The following is a 17,538-nucleotide window of genomic DNA, read 5'->3' on the forward strand; positions in this document are numbered from 1 at the left end:
GGGGTACTCACGCCGCCGACGCAGACAGGGGTCGTGATATGAGAACGCCGGCGGCGGTTCCTGGATAGATCATCGTCAAGCCAAAGCCGGGTACAAAGCTGGGGATGAGCTTGGCGAAGATCGAAGCGCGCCAGGACCTGCGCGTCCAGGTTGACGTGGCAGAGGCGCTACCGACGGGTGCCCGGCTGCTGAAGGTCGACGAGCCGGACCGCACGGACGAGGTGCTGGCCGCCCTGAAGGGCTCGGGCGATTACCTGTACGTGCAGCCGAACTACATCTACGAGCCCACCGGGGCGGCCAATGATCCCTACTTCCCGCAGCAATGGGGGCTGCACAACACCGGACAGGTCATTCTCGGGCGGCCCGGAGTGCCGGATGCGGACCTCAATGGTCCCGAGGTCTGGGACGTGACGAAGGGCTCCAGGGACGTGGTCGTGGCCGTGATCGACACCGGGGTCGACGTGAGCCATCCTGACCTCCGGGACGCGATATGGGTCAACGAGGCCGAAGCCACCGGGAGCCCCGGCGTGGATGACGATCACAACGGTTATGTGGACGACGTCCACGGATTCGATTTCGTCAATGGCGACGGCACCGTGTTCGACCCCGAGGACGGCGACGAGCACGGCACCCACGTCGCCGGCATCATCGCCGCCCGCTGGGGTGATCGTCAGGGCGTGGCCGGCCTGGCGCCCGGCATGCGGATCATGGTGCTGAAGGTTCTCGGTCCGGGAGGGGGTTCCACGGCCAACGCCATCGAGGCCATCGCGTATGCCCAGAAAATGGGGGCGAAGATCGCCAACCTCTCATGGGGCAATTATTCGTATGACCCGGCCCTCTACGAGGCCCTTCGTGGGGCGTCGCTGCTGTTCGTCGCAGGAGCCGGCAACGATGCTTCCAACAATGACCGGACCCCCTTCTATCCCGCGTCCTATCGGATTTCCAACCTGGTGTCCGTGGCCGCGGCGGACAACCGCGGTGCCCTGGCCGTGTTCTCCAATTACGGACCGGGTACCGTCGACCTGGCCGCGCCGGGGCAGGACATCCTGAGTACCGTACCACCGTTGCCCGACTCGGGAGCTGCCCTGCAGGTGGATGCCGGGCTGTACAGGGCCGTCGTGTTGGGCTTCGACCTCCAGCAGGTACCCGATGCCGCCATCCAGCGGCTCATTCTCCAACGGGCTCTGGCGTTCTTCGGTGTAGAGCGAGGGGATCGCGTCCTGTTGGTCGATGACGACGGTAGCAGCGACTTCGACTCCTGGCATGTCCCGGATGTGTCCTCGTACTACGAGATGGCGTTGCGTGGTTTGGGGCAGGCGTACGACGAAATCGAGGTCGCCGGTCCGGGCCCCGCACCGTTGCCGGATCTCGACCCCGCCCAGTATCCGGCGGTGATCTGGTTCACCGGCCACACGCCTGGATCGTTCTCGGAGCCCAACTTGACGTGGGTGGACCAGTACCAGCTGGCTCGTTACCTTCTGCAGGGGGGCGCGTTGCTCCTGGCCGGGCCCGATGCCCTTCAGCATGTGGAGGGATCGGTCTTCGTCCGGCAGTACCTCTACACCTCGGTTGCAGGCGAGGAGACGCAACGCCTCGACGTGATCGCCACTCGAGGCTCGCTGTGGAACGAGGGCCTGGCCTTCCGGTTGACGCTGTCCCCGAACACGTACACGATTCCCGACCGCCTGGAGCCCGCTGGTCCCTGGGCGCACAAGGCCCTGATCTACCCCGCGCAACCGGATCGGCTCTACGCCTACGAGAGCGGTACGTCGATGGCCGCGCCCCACGTGACGGCCGTGGCGGCCCTGGTGGCCAGCCGCTACCCCGCGATGACCGCGGCCGAGATTCGCGAGCGTATCCTGGCGACGGGCAAGCCCATGCCCGGCCTGGTGGGTCGCATCGCGAACCCGGTGTTCCCTGATGCTGCAGCCGCGGTGGGGAAGCGTGAGGAATCCGAGGAGCCCCCTGTTGCGCCGCCGGCGCCGCCCGAGCCACCCGAAGGGCAACCGCCCCAACCCGAGCCGCCGGGCGGATCACCCCCGCCGGGCTCCGAACCCCAACCCGATGGGCCCGCCTTCCGGGACGTTCCGGCCTCCATGGCCTTGGCGGACGCGATCCGGCGGGCCGCGGCGCTCGGCGTGGTCCAGGGATATAAGGATGGGACGTTCCGCCCGCACGACCGGGTGACCCGCCACCAGTTCGCCAAGATGATCGTCTTGGCGTACGAGAAGGCGCGGGGCGCGTCCCTGCCCGCACGTCCCTCGGTGGACTTCTCCGACGTCGACGAGCGGGACGGCGGGCTGGGGACCTATGTGGCCAAGGCAGCGACGGCCGGTTGGATCACGGGGTATGCGGACGGCACGTTCCGGCCGACCCAACCCATCACGCGGCTTCAGACGGCCGTCATCGTTGCCCGGGCGCTGCGGCTTCCACCCGAGCCCGCCCATCCGTTCGCGGACGTCGGCGGTCCCTTCGCAGGGGCCGTTGGAGCAGTTGCGCGTGCCGGTATCATGAAGGGGATGGCGAAACCCGGCGAGCCGCGGACCCTACTGTTCAAGCCGAATGCCTCGCTGACGCGCGCCGAGGCTGCGGCGGTCGCGGTGCGGGCCTACGACTACGCGAGGTCTGCCGGAACCGTGAGGGATCACCGCGCAGCCGGCGACTCACACGCTGCGGCCGGTCCAGCGACCGGATCCATGCCTGAAGCGCGAGGAGTGAACATCGGTTGGCCGAAACGGGAAACCGAGTCCGGAGGGCGCGCATCGCGCTGGTCGCGATCATCGGCTTGGCCCTGGCCCTGCGCCTGGGCCTCGCCGCATACCTTCGCCCCGTCCCCATTTCGGATTTCAAGGCCTACTGGAACATCGCCGTGGACTTGGCTCGCGGGGAGGGCTACGTGACCAAGGAGGGGGAGCCCAGCGCGTACCGGCCCATCGGATATCCGCTGCTGCTGAGCCTGGTGGTGCGGCTCTTCGGTGAGGACTGGTGGTACGCGATCGTCATCCAAGCCCTGATGGGTACGGGCGTCGTCCTGGCGACCTACTGGTTGACCACGCGCCTGTTCGGTACCACCGCGGGCTTGGCGGCGGCCGCGCTCACCGCCATCATGCCCGATCACCTGCTGTGGAGCACGGTCCTCGACTCCGAGGTTCCCTTCATGGTGTGGATGTTGCTGGGCGTGGCGCTCTGGGTGCCGCCCCGAGGGGCGGCCGGGTTCGTCCCGTCCCTGGGCACCCTGGTGGTCAGCGGGGTGTTCTTGGGGCTCGCAGCGCTGACCCGCCCCGTCATGCTGCCCGCGGCGGGTGTGTTCTTCGTCTACGCGATGCTGTGCGCCCGGGACGGCTGGCGGTCGCTCGCCACGTGGCGCCGGGCGGTGACCGGCACCGCGGCGGTGGTCCTCGGCATGGCCCTGGTCGTCGCGCCCTGGACGGTGCGGAACTACGTGGCGCTGGGCGCCTTCGTCCCCGTCTCCACCAACGGGGGCGTCAACCTCTGGCAGGGGAACAATCCCGATGCCAATGGGGCGTTCTTCTGGCCGACCGATCCCGCCAGGAATCCCCTGTCGGGGGTGCGGGACGAGGTGGAGCGCGATCGGCTGGGCCGTCGCCTCGCGCTGCAGTGGATCCGGGAGAACCCGCTGGAGTTCGCGCGGCTGGGCCTGACGAAGTGGCGACACCTGCTGACCGACGTCCGTACCGCGCCCAATTTCGCGATCCGCAAGGCGTCGCGGCCCGTGCCGTCGGTGGTGCGCCGGCACGTCTACCCGGTGTTGCAGTGGGCGCTGAACATCCTCCTCGCCCTGACCGTGGCGGGGCTGCTGACGTGGCTGGGACGAGGCTGGAAACATCCGGCGGGGGAGCTGGCCCGGACGTCGCTCCCGGCGCTCTTCCTCCTGTACATGCTCGCCCTGCACTTCGTCTTCCCGGCGTGGGACCGCTTCCGTTTCCCCTTCACGCCCTTCATGCTGGCGCTGGCGGGCCTCGCCCTGGCGGTGCCCATCGAGGCCCTGCGATCCCGGAGGGACGCGCGCCGGGCCCCCGTCTAGTGGCCCGGCGCCGATCCCGACTGCGACCGCCGCACCGGTTCTGGCTGCGGCAGCCGGCTGGCGATCCGCGCCGCCGCCGCACGCTGGGCTCGGCCGGGTTGCGGGCGGCCGGCCCACGTCCAGCGGTTGTTCAGGGTGAAGTTCCACCACACCGCCGCACCGCTGGCGATGAGGTTGGCCAGCAGGTAGTGGACCGCGCGGTGGATCAACTCCAGGATCCCTGCGCTGATGAGGACGCCCGTCGCCGAGACCACCAGGAACCGAGAGGCGCGGACGTGCAGACGGCCGCCGCGCGCGTCCCGCCACGTGAAGCGGTCGTTGAGGATGAAGTTGGACGTCATGGCGGCCAGTGCCGCCAGCGCCCCCGCCAGGGGCACGTAGAGATGGGCGAGGTTCACGAGCATCCAGTAGATGGTGAAGTTGACGACGACCCCCGACGCCCCCACCAGGCAGTAGAGCCAGAAGCGGCGATCCTCCGGCGAGGAGGCGACCAGCCGCACCAGGTGGACGAGGTACTCCCACTGCTCCCGCAGGCCCATCTTGGACTCGCCCGCCGCGCGCGCCTCGAAGGCGTAGGGGATCTCGACCACCCGCTCGTACCGGCCCTTGACCAGCACCTCGATGAGGATCTTCCACCCGATGGGGTTGAGCTCGACGCCCTCGACCACGCGACGGCGGACCAGGAAGAACCCGCTGGTCGGGTCGGTGACGGGACGAACGCGGCGCAGCAACGCCCGGGCCATCCAGCGGGCCGTCCACGACACCAGCTTGCGGGAGGGGCTGAGGCCGCCGTCGCTGCCACCCGGGACGAACCGGCTGGGGATGACGATGTCCGCACCCCGTTCGGCCTCGCGGACCAGGTCCATGAGCTTCTCCGGCGGGTGCTGGAGGTCGGCGTCCATCACCGCCAGCAGGTCGCCCCGGGCGATGCGGAAACCGGTCACCACCGCGGAACCCAGGCCCCGTTCGCCCTCCCGGTGGAGGAAGCGCACCTGCGGGTACTTCGCGGCGAGCCGGGCGAGGATTTGCGGCGTATCGTCCCGGCTGTCGTCGACGAACACGATTTCGAAGGGAACGTGGACGGCGGCGGTGATCCGTTCCACCAGCCGCTCCACGTTGTCGCGCTCGTTGTAGGTCGGCACGACGATGCTCAGCATGTCCGCACCCACTTCGTCGTCGACATCCACGACCCGAGACCGCGGGCCGCGCCGGGTCGGGTCGCCTCCTGGCGTCGGTCCCGCGGCCTGCCGGCGCGCCGCCGTGGTTGCGGCAATCCGGGCCCCGGTACGAGGCCAGTATAGCGGAAATTCCCTGCGGTGCGGGTGGATGCAGGGTGGTGCGGCCCGTGCGCGCAGCGGGAGCCGGTTCGTCCTGTGGTGCACGACGGTGCGTCCCTTTCGGTGAGGAGAAGGGCGAAGAGCCTATAAGCGGCAGGGCGGCCGCATGTCGGCTCGCCGCCTTCGTGTTACCCTTGTCCCAGGTTCGCCGCGGGAGGAACCGGGATTGAACGTCTTGCTGGCGACCGCGTTCGAGTATCCCCACCTCGGTGGCTTGTCGACCCACATGACCTTGCTGGCGAAGGGGCTCCGGGCGCAGGGGCACGACGTCCGCATCCGCTCCTTCACTGATCTCAGCCGTGTCCAGCGGGCGGCGACCCGCGGGCCTGCCTGGCTGTTGAACCGGGTGCAGCGGGGATGGGGCACCTGGTGGACGACCGCCATGCGCATCCGCTTTCTCGTCCGTCTCCTCAGGGCGGAGTCCGCGTGGCTCGACGTCCTCAATGTCGAGGACCCGATGGCTGCGGTGGCGGCCCAGCGGGCAGGCCTCCGGTACGTGTACACGGTGCACGGTTACGCCACGGACGAGCACGTCGCCGCAGGGCGCATCCGGCGCGACAGCTGGGTCCACCGGTGGCACCTCGAGCTGGAACGGCGCGCGCTGGGCGGTGCGCAGCACGTGGTGGCCGTGGATTCGCGGATCCGCCGGCACGTCGAGCAGTTGGCGGGGCATCGCCGGGTGACGGTGATCCCCAACTTCGTCGACGGCGACTGGCCGAGGCAAGCGCCCGACAGGACGGCCGCGCGGGCCACGCTGGGCCTTGCCGACGACGCCTTCGTCGTCCTGTGCCCACGACGCCTGACCCCGAAGAACGGCGTCGTCTACGCCTTGGAGGCGATGGACCTCGTGCGGAACGGCGAGGTGGAGTGGCCGGCGGACCGCCGCCCGCTGCTCGTGGTGGTGGGCACCGGCGAGCAGTGGCCGGCGGTGCAGGCCTTCGTGCGCCAGCGAGGGCTCGCGCCCTTCTGCCGGCTGGAAGGCGGCCGGCCGCACGAGGCGATGGCGGTCTACCTGAGGGCCGCGGACGCGGTGGTGATCCCTTCGATCCACGCCGCCGGGGTGGAGGAGGCGACCTCCATCAGCGCCCTGGAGGCCATGGTCTTTGGCGTGCCGGTGGTCGCCTCGGCGGTGGGGGGCTTGAAGGAGATCATCCGGGACGGCGAGACGGGGTTGCTGGTGCCGCAGAAGCGCCCCGACGCCCTGGCTCGAGCGCTGGCCCGCCTGGCGGCCGAGCCGTCCCTGGCACGGCGTCTGGCCGAGGCGGCCCGGGCGTATGTGCTCGCCCACCATTCGCACCTGGCCGCAGCCGCTCGTTTTCTGCACATCTACGGCCAGGCGACGGCCCAGGTCGGTTGACGCGCACCGCGGCGCGGCGCGGGGCGGGTGTACGGCTTGATCCCCACATCTTGGTGGGCGACCGGCCCCTTCGCGGGAGAGGACTTTGTTGCAGAGGGACGAATCTTGTATGTTCGTGCGCTTCCTTTTGCTTGGCCCGTGCCGGAACGGCGTGCCCGGACCAACGTGCCGTGCCCGACGCGCGGGACCCGGCGACCGGGCCGCCGGTGTGGGGGGCGGGGGACCCGTACCGGTCTCGCCGGGGGTCTCTGGCCCGTTTCGGCCTTGCCGGGCGTCCCGTGCACGGGTCCCGAAGCGGTGACGAGCCATGGGACCGCTGACCACCCGACAGGCGACGCCACAGAAGGAAATGGACCGTCTTGCGACAGCGCCTGGAGAGGATGCCCGAATGGTGACACACCCCGTCGCGGGCACCGGGGCTTGGCGTGGGTCCCGGACGACGGTTGCCTTGCTGCGCGGCTTGACCTTGGTCACGATCACGTACCTGGCCTTCCGGTTCGTCCTGGTGGACTATGTGTGGTCCCCCCTGCGCTGGATCAGCGATGTGCTGTCCCTCAGCCTGGGCGGGCTCGCGGTGCTGGCCCTGTGGAGGGATCCCGCTTGGCGGCGGGCGGTTTGGGCTTGCCGGCCTGGGCTTCGGAACGTGCTCCTCGGGTTGGCGGGGGCGATCGTCCTGGCCGTCGTCACGGTGCTCGCCTCGGGTCTTGCCAACGGACGCGGGCTCGTGGACATCGCCACCGGCATCCGGAGCCTCGTGCTGTGGTGCACGCTGCTGGCCGCCGTGGGACTCGTCGCGGCCTGGGAGTTGGCCTACGGACCGGGTCAGGCCCAGGGTGCCGGCCGACGCCCCTGGGCCTTGCGCGTGCTTTCTTGGGTCGTCGCCCTCGCCGTGTTCATGGCGCTGGTGGAAACCGCGGGCGTGTTGCTCTTCGGGTGGTACGGCCCGGCGGAGTGGGTGGCGACCTTGACGGGGTCCAACGCCGGGCGGGCCGTCGGACTGATGAAGAACCCCAACACCCTGGGATGCTTTCTGGTCCTGGGCCTGCTGCTGCTCTGGCCGCGATGGGTGGCGGCGGTGACCCGGCGGGTGCGGGATCGAGCCGTCTGGGCGTGGGCGGTCCTGCTGCTCATGGGGCTGGCGCTAACCTACTCGCGGCAGGGGTGGCTCGCCGTTGCCGCGGGTCTGCTGGCGGCCGGATGGGTGGCCCGCCGCCTCGTCCCGTGGCGCGTGACGGCGCTGTTGATGCTGGTTGTCGTCGTGGTCACCGTGCTGACCACGATGTTGCCGGTGCCGCTGTTCGCCTGGGGCGACGATGACGGGATCTCGCGGACCCGTCAGTTGCAGTTGCGGAGGATCTCCGAGACCTTCGACGAGGAGACCGTGGACAAGAGCCGTGCCACCGGGCGGCTGGCCATGGTGCGTTACGCGCTGGCCATGCTGCGCGACCACCCGGTGCTGGGCGTCGGGCCCGGCCGCGTTGGTGGGGCTGGGGCGCTGAATCCCGACCATGAACTCCAGGTCCGGTACGGGTTGCCCGACCATGCGTACGCGGACAACCAGTACGTGCGGACCGCCATGGAGCTCGGCACCCTCGGGCTGCTTGCGTTAGGCGCGATGATCCTCGCGACCCTTGCCCTGGCGTACCGCACGGCACGCGTCGATCCCCTGCAAGGTGCTGCGTTCACGGCGGTCGTGGTGGCGATGGTGAGCTTCGGGCTGGGTCAGAACGCGTGGGAGAACCAGCCCCTGGCCGCGGTCTACTGGCTGTCCTTGGGGGCGGCCTGGGCGCTGCAACTCCGGCAGGAACGATGAGACGGCGCCATGCGGCCGCACCCCGCCCCAGGCGGACGGGGGTCGGCAAGGCCGCTAGGATCCGGTCCGCTGTCTGGGGAAGAAGGCAGAGCAGGCGATGAAGTGGTTATGGGCACTGGGGCGTCGGCTGGCCGGGCTCGCCGAGGTCGTCCTCGTGTGGGCCGACGCGTTGGTTCCCAAAAGACGACAAATCCTGTTCTCCTCCGGCAATGGACGGATGTATGCGGACAATGCCCGGTATCTGTTCGAATACATGGCGCGCCATACGCGGGAACGGCTCGTGTGGTGGTTCCACGATCCGCGCCTCGTGGCATGGGCCCGTCAACGGGGAGTGCAGGCCGTGTTCGCACGGAGCCTGGCGGGGTTGTGGACGGCCCTGCGCAGCGGGGTCTGGGTGATGGATCATGGCCCCATCCTCCCTGCGTGGCATCCTCGGCGGCGCGTCACGGTCCAGTTGTGGCACGGGGTCGGGCCCAAGCGGGAGCCCGCGCGAACGGCGCCCATCCGGGTCGTCCGCAAGCAGCGGGAGTTCTTCTCGAAATACGATCTTTTCACCACCACCTCGTACGAGGTGGCCCCGGAGTGGGGCACCCGGATCCCGCTGAAACCGGGCGCCCTGGTCCTCGACGGCTATCCACGGCACGACGCCATCCTGCGGGATGATCGCGAGCGGGCCCGGGAGCGGATCGCGCGCGTGTTGGGTCGGCCTGGATTGCCGGCGCGCATCCTGCTCTACGCCCCCACGTGGCGCGAACAAGGGGCAGAAGCCGAGCCAGACTGGACACGGTTGGAGGAATTGGTGGAGAAGTCGGACACGCTGGTCCTGCTGCGAACCCACCCCCTTTACTCGCGCTGGCAGCCGTCCCGGCTGGATCGCCGGTTCGTCCGATTCAATGGGGACGTGGCACCCGATATCTACGAGTACCTTGCAGGGGTTGACGTGCTCGTGACCGACTACTCGAGCCTATGTGTGGACTTTCTCGTCCTGCGGCGACCGATCGTCTTTTGCGTGCCCGATCTTGAGGAATACGATCGCGTGCGGGGCATTCACTGGCGGTATCCCGACGATTTCCCGGGCGACGTGGCAGCATCCATGGACGAGCTCGTCCCGGTGTTGGAGCACGTACTCACCCGCGGCCGTCTCACCGAGGCAGGGGCGCGGCGACAGGCCGTGCTCTACGACCGGTATTTCGCTCTGCCGCCGGGCCGGGCATGTGAGCGCTTGACCGCCCGGATCGAGGAGTTGATGGACCGGCGATGGCCACGCCACGACCAGCGTTCAACGCAGTGATCCTGGGCGCAGGGGTGGGAAGCCGCCTGGGCCCGCTGACCGCCGATCGACCCAAGGCCCTGTTGCCCCTGGCGGACGGCGGCGACACGTTCCTCGATCACTCCCTGCGTTGCCTGCAAGGGACGCCGGTGCGCCAGGTGCACGTGGTGGGCGGCCACGCCTTCGCCGCCCTCGAGGCTCATGTGGCGGCGCGCTGGGGGGACTGGCTGCGCAGGGGCGTCCTGGTGTTGCGGCGGTTTCCCGACTTCCGCACGGTGAACAACATCGGCACGCTGTACTTCGCGCGGGCGGCCTTCGTGGAGCCGTGCCTGCTGCTGAACTCGGACATCGTCTACCACCCGGCGATCCTGCGACGGGCCCTGGAGCACATGGCCCAGGAAGCGGACCAGTCCTTCATGGTGGTGGACGGCAGCGTGGATCTGGCCGAGGAGGAGATGAAGGTCGCCGTCGGCGAGGAGGGGTTCCTCCGTGCGGTGAGCAAGCGCCTCGCCCCTGCGGAGTCCGCGGGCGAATACATCGGGATCCTCTACCTGACGCCGGCCGATGCCGACGTGGTCCTGTCGGCGGCGGCGGACCTCCTGGCGGCCGGGCGCACCGACCTGTACTACGAGGACGTCATCCACAGCGTCCTGGATCGCATCCGATTGCGGCCCCTGTTCATCGACGGCCTGCCGTGGACGGAAGTCGATACGGTAGAGGACTACCAGCGGGCCCGGGCGCTGTACAGCGAGCTCAAGCGCGATGCGGCCGGGGGCAGCCATGCGCACCATTGAAGTGAGCCGGATCCTCAAGGTGGTCGAAACGACGGCCGACGCCGGCCGACAGATTGCCGAGGCCCTGGCGGTGCTCGCGGTCCGGCGCCCGGCCGTCTTTTGTGGGCCGGGTCGCACCCGCGAACTGGCGGAACAGATCGTGGGCATGTTGGGCGCGGCGGCACCGCTGCTCGTGGTCCGCGAGGCCAGCGCGAGGGAGAGCGAGCGTCTCGAGGCCGAGGTGACCCGCCTGGAGAGCGACGCCATCGTCGCCGTCGGCGGGGGGAGCGTCCTGGACACGGGCAAGTTCGTGGCTGCTCGCCTGGGGATGGCGGTGGTGGCCGTCCCCACCCAGATTTCCCACGACGGCATCGTCTCCCCGGTCGCTGTGATCCGTGACGGGGACAACCGGAAGCGCAGCTTGGCCGCTACGATGCCGGCGGCCGTGATCGCCCCGCTGCACTGGATCCAGGACGCTCCCACGCCGATGCTGCTGGCGGGCATCGGCGACCTGCTCTCCAACTTCTCGGCCATCGAGGATTGGCGGCTGGCCCAGGACCACCAGAGGGACCGGTTCGACGACTTCTCGGCCTTTCTGGCACGGCACGCGGCGCGTTCGGTGCTGCGCTCCTTGCTGCAGGGGGCGCCGGTGCGGTCGCGGGACTTCGTCCTGGAACTATTGGAGGGGCTGATGCTCAGCGGGCTGGCCATGGCCATCGCGGGCACTAGCCGTCCCTGCAGCGGCAGCGAGCACCTCATCAGCCACGCCCTCGACTACCTCTACGGCGGTGTCGCGGCCCATGGCCTGCAGGTGGCGGCGGCGACCGTGCCCATGCTGTTGCTCCAGGGGCAGGACGGGCTGGCCCGCGACGTGTTCCGTGTCTACCGGGCACTGAACATGCCCACGAGCCTGCCGGACCTTGGTCTCACCCGCGACCAGATCGTGGAGGTCGTGCGCCAAGCCCCGCGAATGCGCCCGGGCCGATTCACGATCCTGGATGTGGCCACGCCCTCGCAGGTCGAACGCGTGCTCAAGGCCCCCGTCCCGTCCTGCTGGCCGGCCACTCCGTGACCGTCGCTGCCCCGGCGGCTGCGCCGGCGGCAGGGCGCCGGCGCCGGGCGGCACCAGGTGCGACGGGTCCCTGTTCGTGGAGGCATCGACGGACTTGGCTCGATACCGCCTGGCTCGCTCTGTCGCCTTGTTCGTGCTGCTCACCACGATCGGACGCCTGCTGGGCTTCGCTCGCGAGATGGTCTTGGCGGCGGTCTTCGGTGCGAGCGAAGTGACCGACGCCTACACCATCAGCTTCTCCATCCCGGGCGTCCTCTTCGCTGCCGTGGGCACCGCCATCACCACGGTGATGGTGCCCATGCTGGCGGCCCACCGGGCGAGGGGGGACGATGTCGCATTCCGACGGCTCGCGTGGACCCTCTTCCACGCCCTGCTCCTGGTTCTGGTGATCCTCCTGACACTGGCCCTCGCCGGTTCGGGCTGGCTGGTGCGGCTGTTCGCACCCGGGTTCACCGGGGACCAGTTTGAGTTGACCCGTCGCCTGACCATGATCATGTTGCCCGGCATCGTCTTCATGGGGCTCACCGGGTGGATGGAGGGCGTCCTCAACTCCAGCAAGAGCTTTACGGCCCCGGCGGCGGTCTCGATCCCGATGAACCTGGTCTTGATCGCGGTCACCTGGTTCCTGGGGACGCGCTACGGCATCGAGGCCGTAGCGTGGGGTACGCTGGCCGGCTTCGCCTCCCAGGTGGTCCTGCAGTGGACCGCGCTGCGCAAGATAGGACTCCCCTACGTGCCGGTGCTGGACTGGGGCGATCCCGATCTGCGGGCCGCCGCCCGCCGCACCACCCCGGTGCTGCTGGCAACGGTGACCCGTCAGGCGAGCCAGGTGGTGAACCGTGCGCTGGCTTCCGGCCTGCCCGCGGGAAGCGCCGCATCCCTGTCCTTCGCGTACCGCGTGTACCTGCTGCCCCTGGGCTTGCTGGCGATCCCGCTGGTGACCGTGCTGTATCCCGACATGGCGGAGCAGGCGGCCGGCAACCGGATGCAGGCCTTGTCCGCCACCATCAACCGGGCCCTACGCCTTTTGACCTTCATCATGGCACCCCTGACGGCGGGGGCGGTGCTGCTACGGGTGGAGATCACCGCGCTGATCTACGAACGGGGCGCCTTCGACCGGATGGACACGCTGCTCACGGCCACCGCTCTGCTGTACTACAGTCTCGGCATGATTCCCTTCGCATGGCGCGAGCTCCTGAGCCGGGCCATGTACAGCCTCGGCGACACGCGGACCCCTGCCACCAACGGCATGATGTCCATGGGCCTCAGCATCGTGCTGTCCCTGCTGTTGGTCCGGTTCATGGGCCACGGGGGCATCGCGCTGGCCACCGCCCTGGCCACATGGTGGGCCGCATTGAGCCTGATGTTCCGTCTGCGGCGGCGGTATGCGCAGTTGCGCTTCTACCCTCTGGCGGTGGGCTCGCTGCAGGCCGCGGTGGCGACGGCCGCGATGTCGGTCGCCGTCTGGGCCTTGCGCGGGCCTCTGCTGGGGCGGCTGGGACAGCATGCCGGGTTCGTGCCGCTGACGGCAAGCACCCTGGTCCTGGTCGGGGTGGGTGCCGTCGTCTACCTGCTGGCCTTGCTCGCGCTCGGCGTCGAAGAGCGCCGACTCCTGACTGACCTGCTGGGTCGGGCGCTGGCTCGCCCCCAAAAGGAGCGACGAGTGGGAAATGGCTGATCAAGACGTCCAGGCATCATCCAGAGGCGTCCGGGGCATGCTCAAGCCCATGGATGCCTGGTGGACGGTGCTGGTGATCGATCCCATCGCCGTCCGCCTGACCGTTTGGATCGCACGCTACACGCGGTTGACCCCCAATGCCGTGACCGCCATCGCCAACCTCATCGGCTTCCTGGCAGGGCTGGCCTTCCTCACCGGTTCCCTGGCGGCAGGGGCTGTATTGTACCAGGTGGCCTTCCTGTTCGACTGCGTGGACGGCAAACTGGCCCGTTACAAGGGGATGAGCTCGCCGGTGGGGGCGTTCCTGGACTGGATCCTGGACCGGTCCATGGACGTCTACGCCGCGGTGACCCTGGCCGTGGGCAGCTGGCGGCAGGCGGGCGACGACCGCCTGCTCATCGCCGGGCTCATCTGGCTTGGTCTCTTTTGCATTCGGTACCTGATGGTGCAGCGGCGGCACGTGCTGCTGGGCTTCGGCCGGGAGCCGGAGGAATCGGTCCGGCAGTCGGTGGCCCGTGGGGGTCTGGGGCGCCGCTGGCTGGAGTTTTGCCGGCGCCACCGGCTCTACCCCGTGCCGAGCAACATCGAGATCTTCCTGGTGACCTTCACCGTGTTTCCCCTGTTGAACCGGCCTTTGTGGGGCTTTGCGCTGGGCGCGGCCGCCTTTGCCTTCCTCTCGGTGACGGGGCTCCGCACGGTCCTGAAGGAGCTGGGGCGGGTGGCGCGGCAGGAGGCCGCCCACTAGGGCGGTGAACTGCCCACAGTACCAACCGGCGCCATGGGCGAGAACAGGACCGGACACCTCCCAGGGGGTAGCCGAGAGCACGGCGCAGGCAAAGCCACGGCTCGTCGTGCAGGTGCGGTTCGGTTGGGGCGTGATGGCGCATCGTACCAGCGCAGGGAGGCGAAGGCATGAACCTGTACGACGTGGTCGTGGTGGGGGCCGGGCTGGCGGGGCTGCAGTGCGCCCGCCTGCTGGCGGGTCAAGGCGTGAAGGTCCTGCTGGTCGACCGCAAGCCACAGGTGGACCGGTTCGTCCACACCACAGGCATTTTCGTGCGGAAGACGCTGGAGAGCTTCGACCTGCCCGCCGATTGCCTCGGGCCGGTGGTACGGGACGTGGTGCTGTATTCCCCGGCGGGGCGTGCCCTTCACCTGTCGAGCCTCCACGACGAGTTCCGCGTGGGCCGGTTGCGGCGCCTGTACGGCCGGTGGCTCGACGAGGCGGTGGGGGCCGGCGCCCACTGGGCGGGCGGCACCCGGTTTCTGGGCTCCGAACCGGGTCGAAGCGGCGGGGTGTGCCGGGTCGACCTCGAGACGGGAGGGCGCCGCTGGGCCGTGCAGGCCCGTTTTCTCATCGGCGCCGACGGCTGCCAGTCGGCGGTAGCCCGGGACCTGGGACTTGACGTGAACCGGGAGTGGATCGTGGGCGCGGAGGAAGTCTACCGGGGTGTGCCACTGGACGGCCCGCCCGCCTTCCACTGCTACCTGGACCCGCGGCTGGCGCCGGGGTATCTGGCCTGGGTGGTCCACGACGGGGAGGAGGTCCACGTGGGCACGGGGGGCTATCCCGACCGCTTTCACGTCACCACCGCCCTGGCGGCCTTCAAAGAACGCGTGGCTCCCCGTTTGGGCCTCCAGCGGGGCCGGCTGGTGGAGCGGCGCGGCGGCCGCATCCCCGTGGGTGGTGTTCTGCGGCGCATCGCCTGCCCGCGGGGGCTTTTAGTGGGCGATGCCGCCGGTGCCGTGTCGCCCCTGACGGCCGGCGGTCTCGATCCGTGCCTGCGGCTGTCCGACCTGGCGTCCCACGTGGTGGCGGCCTACCTGGACCGGGGCGACCCCCGCATCCTCGAGCTGTACCACGGTGGCGCCTTCCAGCCTCGCTTCCTCTCCCGGCGCTGGATGCGGCGCGCCCTGGCGGCCTTCCGGCATCCCCTGTGGTATGAACTGGCCTGCGCGGCCTTCCGTGGCACGCCTTTGCGCCGGCTGGCCTGGCAGGTGTTTTTCGGCCGCGGTTCGTTCCCCGATGTGGAGCCGCTGAAGGCGGCGCTGGGGGTGGGGGTGTGAGGCTTGGCGAGGGCGATGGATGGGAGGCTTCCGCTTCGGAGCGCGGTGCAGGAGGCGAGGGTGGTGGGGAAGAGCCGGCAAGCGATTGTCGCCGTCTCCGCCTACATTACGAATGACAAGGGAGAGGTTTTGCTGGTAAAGAGTCATGCCCGTTCAGGCACCTGGGAGTTGCCGGGCGGGCAGGTGGAGGCGGGGGAGGCGCTCGACGAGGCGATCCAACGCGAGGTGCTGGAAGAGACTGGTGTTGCCATCCGCCTCATCGGATTGAAATCCCGGGTGCTCGATGCGATGAAGGGTGCAACGGTCGTTCCGTACGAAACATGGGCGATGGAGCCGAGCCGCCGCGTCGCACGGCTGGAGCGGTAGCCGGAGCCCGGCTGAGCCCCCTGGGGAGGTGCCACCATGTCCGCCGTCCGCACCATTCGCGCGCCACGCGGGTCCACCCTCACCTGCCGGGGGTGGCAGCAGGAAGCGGCCATGCGCATGCTGATGAACAACCTGGACCCGGAGGTGGCGGAGAATCCCGACCAGCTCATCGTCTACGGAGGAACCGGCAAGGCCGCCCGCAACTGGGAGGCCTTCGAGCGCATCGTCGAGACCCTCAAGGTCCTGCGCAACGACGAGACCCTGCTGGTCCAGTCGGGCAAGCCGGTGGCCGTCTTCGAGACCCACGAGCGGGCGCCGCGGGTGCTCATCGCCAACTCGCTGCTGGTGCCCAAGTGGGCGACCTGGGAGCACTTCTGGGAGCTGGAGGGCAAGGGGCTCATCATGTTCGGCCAGATGACCGCAGGCTCCTGGATCTACATCGGCTCCCAGGGCATCATCCAGGGCACGTACGAGACCCTGGCCGCCGTGGCCCGGCAGCACTTCGGCGGGTCGCTGGAGGGCCGGGTCGTCCTGACCGGTGGCCTCGGCGGCATGGGCGGCGCCCAGCCCCTGGCCATCACGATGAACGGCGGCGTGGGGCTGATCATCGAGGTCGACGAGCGGCACATCCGCCGCCGGGTCGACATGGGTTACTGCGACCGTTGGACGGCGGACCTGGACGAGGCCCTGCGCTGGGTCGAAGAGGCGCGCCAGAAGAGGGAGCCCTTGTCCGTGGCCCTCCTGGGTAACTGCGCCGAGGTGGAGCCGGAGCTGGTCCGCCGCGGGTGGATCCCCGACGTGGTGACCGACCAGACCTCCGCCCACGATCCGCTGGGAGGCTATGTGCCGGCGGGGCTGACCGTGGCCGAGGCGGAGCGGCTGCGTTCGTCCGACCCGGAGGAGTACGTGCGGCGGTCCATGGCCAGCATGGCGGCCCATTGCGAGGCGATGGTGGCGTTCCAGAAGGCGGGGGCCGTGGTCTTCGACTACGGCAACAACCTGCGGGGCCAGGCGAAGGCGGCCGGGTTCGACGAGGCCTTCAGCTATCCCGGGTTCGTCCCGGCGTACATCCGGCCCCTGTTCGAGGAGGGCAAGGGACCCTTCCGCTGGGTCGCCCTCTCGGGGGACCCCGAGGACATCTACAAGACCGACCGGGTGATCCTGGAGGAGTTCGGGCGCGAGAACGAGGGCCTGGCGCGGTGGCTGCGGCTGGCGGGGGAGAAGATCCCCTTCCAGGGGCTGCCGGCGCGGATCTGCTGGCTGGGCTACGGCGAACGGGACCGGGCGGGGCTGCTGTTCAACCACATGGTGAAGAAGGGCGAGCTCAAGGCGCCCATCGTGATCGGCCGCGACCACCTGGACGCGGGGTCGGTCGCCTCGCCCTACCGCGAGACGGAGGGGATGAGGGACGGCTCCGACGCCATCGCCGACTGGCCCATCCTCAACGCGCTCATCAACACGGCGGCGGGGGCCTCCTGGGTGTCGGTGCATCACGGCGGCGGCGTGGGCATCGGCTACTCGATCCACGCCGGGCAGGTGGTGGTGGCCGACGGCAGCGACGAGGCCGAGTGGCGGCTTGCCCACGTGCTGCGGACGGACCCGGGGATGGGCGTGGTGCGGCACGCCGACGCGGGCTACGAGCGGGCCCAGCAGGTGGCCCGGGAACGGGGCATCAAGATGCCGTCCCTGGGGATCGGCATGGACGCCGGGAATGGGCGCCAGGGCGGCTGACGGGGGCGGGGCGGAGAACGGGGCGCGAC

The 17,538-nt window shown here is 69.6% G+C and carries 13 protein-coding genes; 12 read left to right on the plus strand and 1 reads right to left on the minus strand.

Going from position 1 to position 17,538, the window contains the following annotated elements; translation table 11 throughout:
* Positions 1-110 precede the first annotated feature (110 nt).
* A complete protein-coding gene (locus E1B22_RS13885; protein ID WP_305791188.1) occupies positions 111-2,900 on the plus strand; it encodes a S8 family serine peptidase in 2,790 nt (929 codons plus the stop codon).
* Positions 2,897-4,045, plus strand: coding sequence for a glycosyltransferase family 39 protein (locus E1B22_RS06925; protein WP_167758868.1), 1,149 nt, complete (start codon positions 2,897-2,899; stop codon positions 4,043-4,045). The genes E1B22_RS13885 and E1B22_RS06925 overlap by 4 nt, the downstream gene beginning before the upstream one ends.
* Here the strand turns inward: E1B22_RS06925 and E1B22_RS06930 are convergent.
* Positions 4,042-5,202 (minus strand): glycosyltransferase family 2 protein, encoded by a 1,161-nt coding sequence (locus tag E1B22_RS06930; protein WP_135225070.1) that lies wholly within the window; start codon positions 5,200-5,202, stop codon positions 4,042-4,044. The two genes, E1B22_RS06925 and E1B22_RS06930, sit on opposite strands and share 4 nt — an antisense overlap.
* A 346-nt stretch (positions 5,203-5,548) precedes the next feature.
* On the opposite strand from E1B22_RS06930, the gene E1B22_RS06935 reads away from it, so the two are divergent.
* The 10 genes from E1B22_RS06935 (at position 5,549) to hutU (ending at position 17,509) form a co-directional block, all read left to right on the plus strand.
* Entirely contained in the window at positions 5,549-6,739 is a 1,191-nt protein-coding gene (locus E1B22_RS06935) for a glycosyltransferase family 4 protein (RefSeq protein WP_135225071.1), read from the plus strand.
* 448 nt (positions 6,740-7,187) lie between these two features.
* Positions 7,188-8,552, plus strand: coding sequence for an O-antigen ligase (locus E1B22_RS06940; protein ID WP_135225072.1), 1,365 nt, complete (start codon positions 7,188-7,190; stop codon positions 8,550-8,552).
* A 97-nt stretch (positions 8,553-8,649) separates the two neighbouring features.
* Positions 8,650-9,843 (plus strand): CDP-glycerol glycerophosphotransferase family protein, encoded by a 1,194-nt coding sequence (locus E1B22_RS06945; RefSeq protein ID WP_135225073.1) that lies wholly within the window; start codon positions 8,650-8,652, stop codon positions 9,841-9,843.
* Positions 9,810-10,616, plus strand: a complete 807-nt coding sequence (locus E1B22_RS06950) for an NTP transferase domain-containing protein (protein WP_135225074.1) — start codon at positions 9,810-9,812, stop codon at positions 10,614-10,616. The genes E1B22_RS06945 and E1B22_RS06950 overlap by 34 nt, the downstream gene beginning before the upstream one ends.
* Positions 10,603-11,667 carry an iron-containing alcohol dehydrogenase family protein gene (locus E1B22_RS06955; protein ID WP_167758869.1) on the plus strand — a complete coding sequence of 355 codons (1,065 nt, stop codon included), beginning with the start codon at positions 10,603-10,605 and terminating at the stop codon, positions 11,665-11,667. The genes E1B22_RS06950 and E1B22_RS06955 overlap by 14 nt, the downstream gene beginning before the upstream one ends.
* Positions 11,668-11,761: 94 nt before the next feature.
* Positions 11,762-13,345 carry a murein biosynthesis integral membrane protein MurJ gene (murJ, locus tag E1B22_RS06960; RefSeq protein WP_135225076.1) on the plus strand — a complete coding sequence of 528 codons (1,584 nt, stop codon included), beginning with the start codon at positions 11,762-11,764 and terminating at the stop codon, positions 13,343-13,345.
* Positions 13,346-13,382: 37 nt separating this feature from the next.
* Complete coding sequence (locus E1B22_RS06965) at positions 13,383-14,090, plus strand: CDP-alcohol phosphatidyltransferase family protein (RefSeq protein WP_167758870.1); 708 nt, start codon at positions 13,383-13,385, stop codon at positions 14,088-14,090.
* Between the two features lie 167 nt (positions 14,091-14,257).
* Positions 14,258-15,412: an NAD(P)/FAD-dependent oxidoreductase gene (locus E1B22_RS06970; RefSeq protein ID WP_135225078.1), complete on the plus strand. Its 1,155-nt coding sequence runs from the start codon at positions 14,258-14,260 to the stop codon at positions 15,410-15,412.
* Positions 15,413-15,475: 63 nt separating this feature from the next.
* Positions 15,476-15,778 carry an NUDIX domain-containing protein gene (locus E1B22_RS06975; RefSeq protein ID WP_243123220.1) on the plus strand — a complete coding sequence of 101 codons (303 nt, stop codon included), beginning with the start codon at positions 15,476-15,478 and terminating at the stop codon, positions 15,776-15,778.
* A 36-nt stretch (positions 15,779-15,814) separates the two neighbouring features.
* Positions 15,815-17,509, plus strand: coding sequence for a urocanate hydratase (hutU, locus tag E1B22_RS06980; RefSeq protein WP_135225080.1), 1,695 nt, complete (start codon positions 15,815-15,817; stop codon positions 17,507-17,509).
* The last annotated feature ends 29 nt before the right edge of the window (positions 17,510-17,538 follow it).

This window comes from Thermaerobacter sp. FW80, assembly GCF_004634385.1.
Lineage (GTDB): Bacteria > Bacillota > Sulfobacillia > Thermaerobacterales > Thermaerobacteraceae > Thermaerobacter > Thermaerobacter composti.

Coding starts and splice junctions, on each gene's coding strand:
- E1B22_RS06930 (WP_135225070.1), bottom strand. CDS start 5,202: ATGCTGAGCATCGTCGTGCCGACCTACAACGAGCGCGACAACGTGGAG.
- E1B22_RS06945 (WP_135225073.1), top strand. CDS start 8,650: ATGAAGTGGTTATGGGCACTGGGGCGTCGGCTGGCCGGGCTCGCCGAG.
- E1B22_RS06950 (WP_135225074.1), top strand. CDS start 9,810: ATGGCCACGCCACGACCAGCGTTCAACGCAGTGATCCTGGGCGCAGGG.
- E1B22_RS06955 (WP_167758869.1), top strand. CDS start 10,603: ATGCGCACCATTGAAGTGAGCCGGATCCTCAAGGTGGTCGAAACGACG.
- E1B22_RS06965 (WP_167758870.1), top strand. CDS start 13,383: ATGCTCAAGCCCATGGATGCCTGGTGGACGGTGCTGGTGATCGATCCC.
- E1B22_RS06970 (WP_135225078.1), top strand. CDS start 14,258: ATGAACCTGTACGACGTGGTCGTGGTGGGGGCCGGGCTGGCGGGGCTG.
- hutU (WP_135225080.1), top strand. CDS start 15,815: ATGTCCGCCGTCCGCACCATTCGCGCGCCACGCGGGTCCACCCTCACC.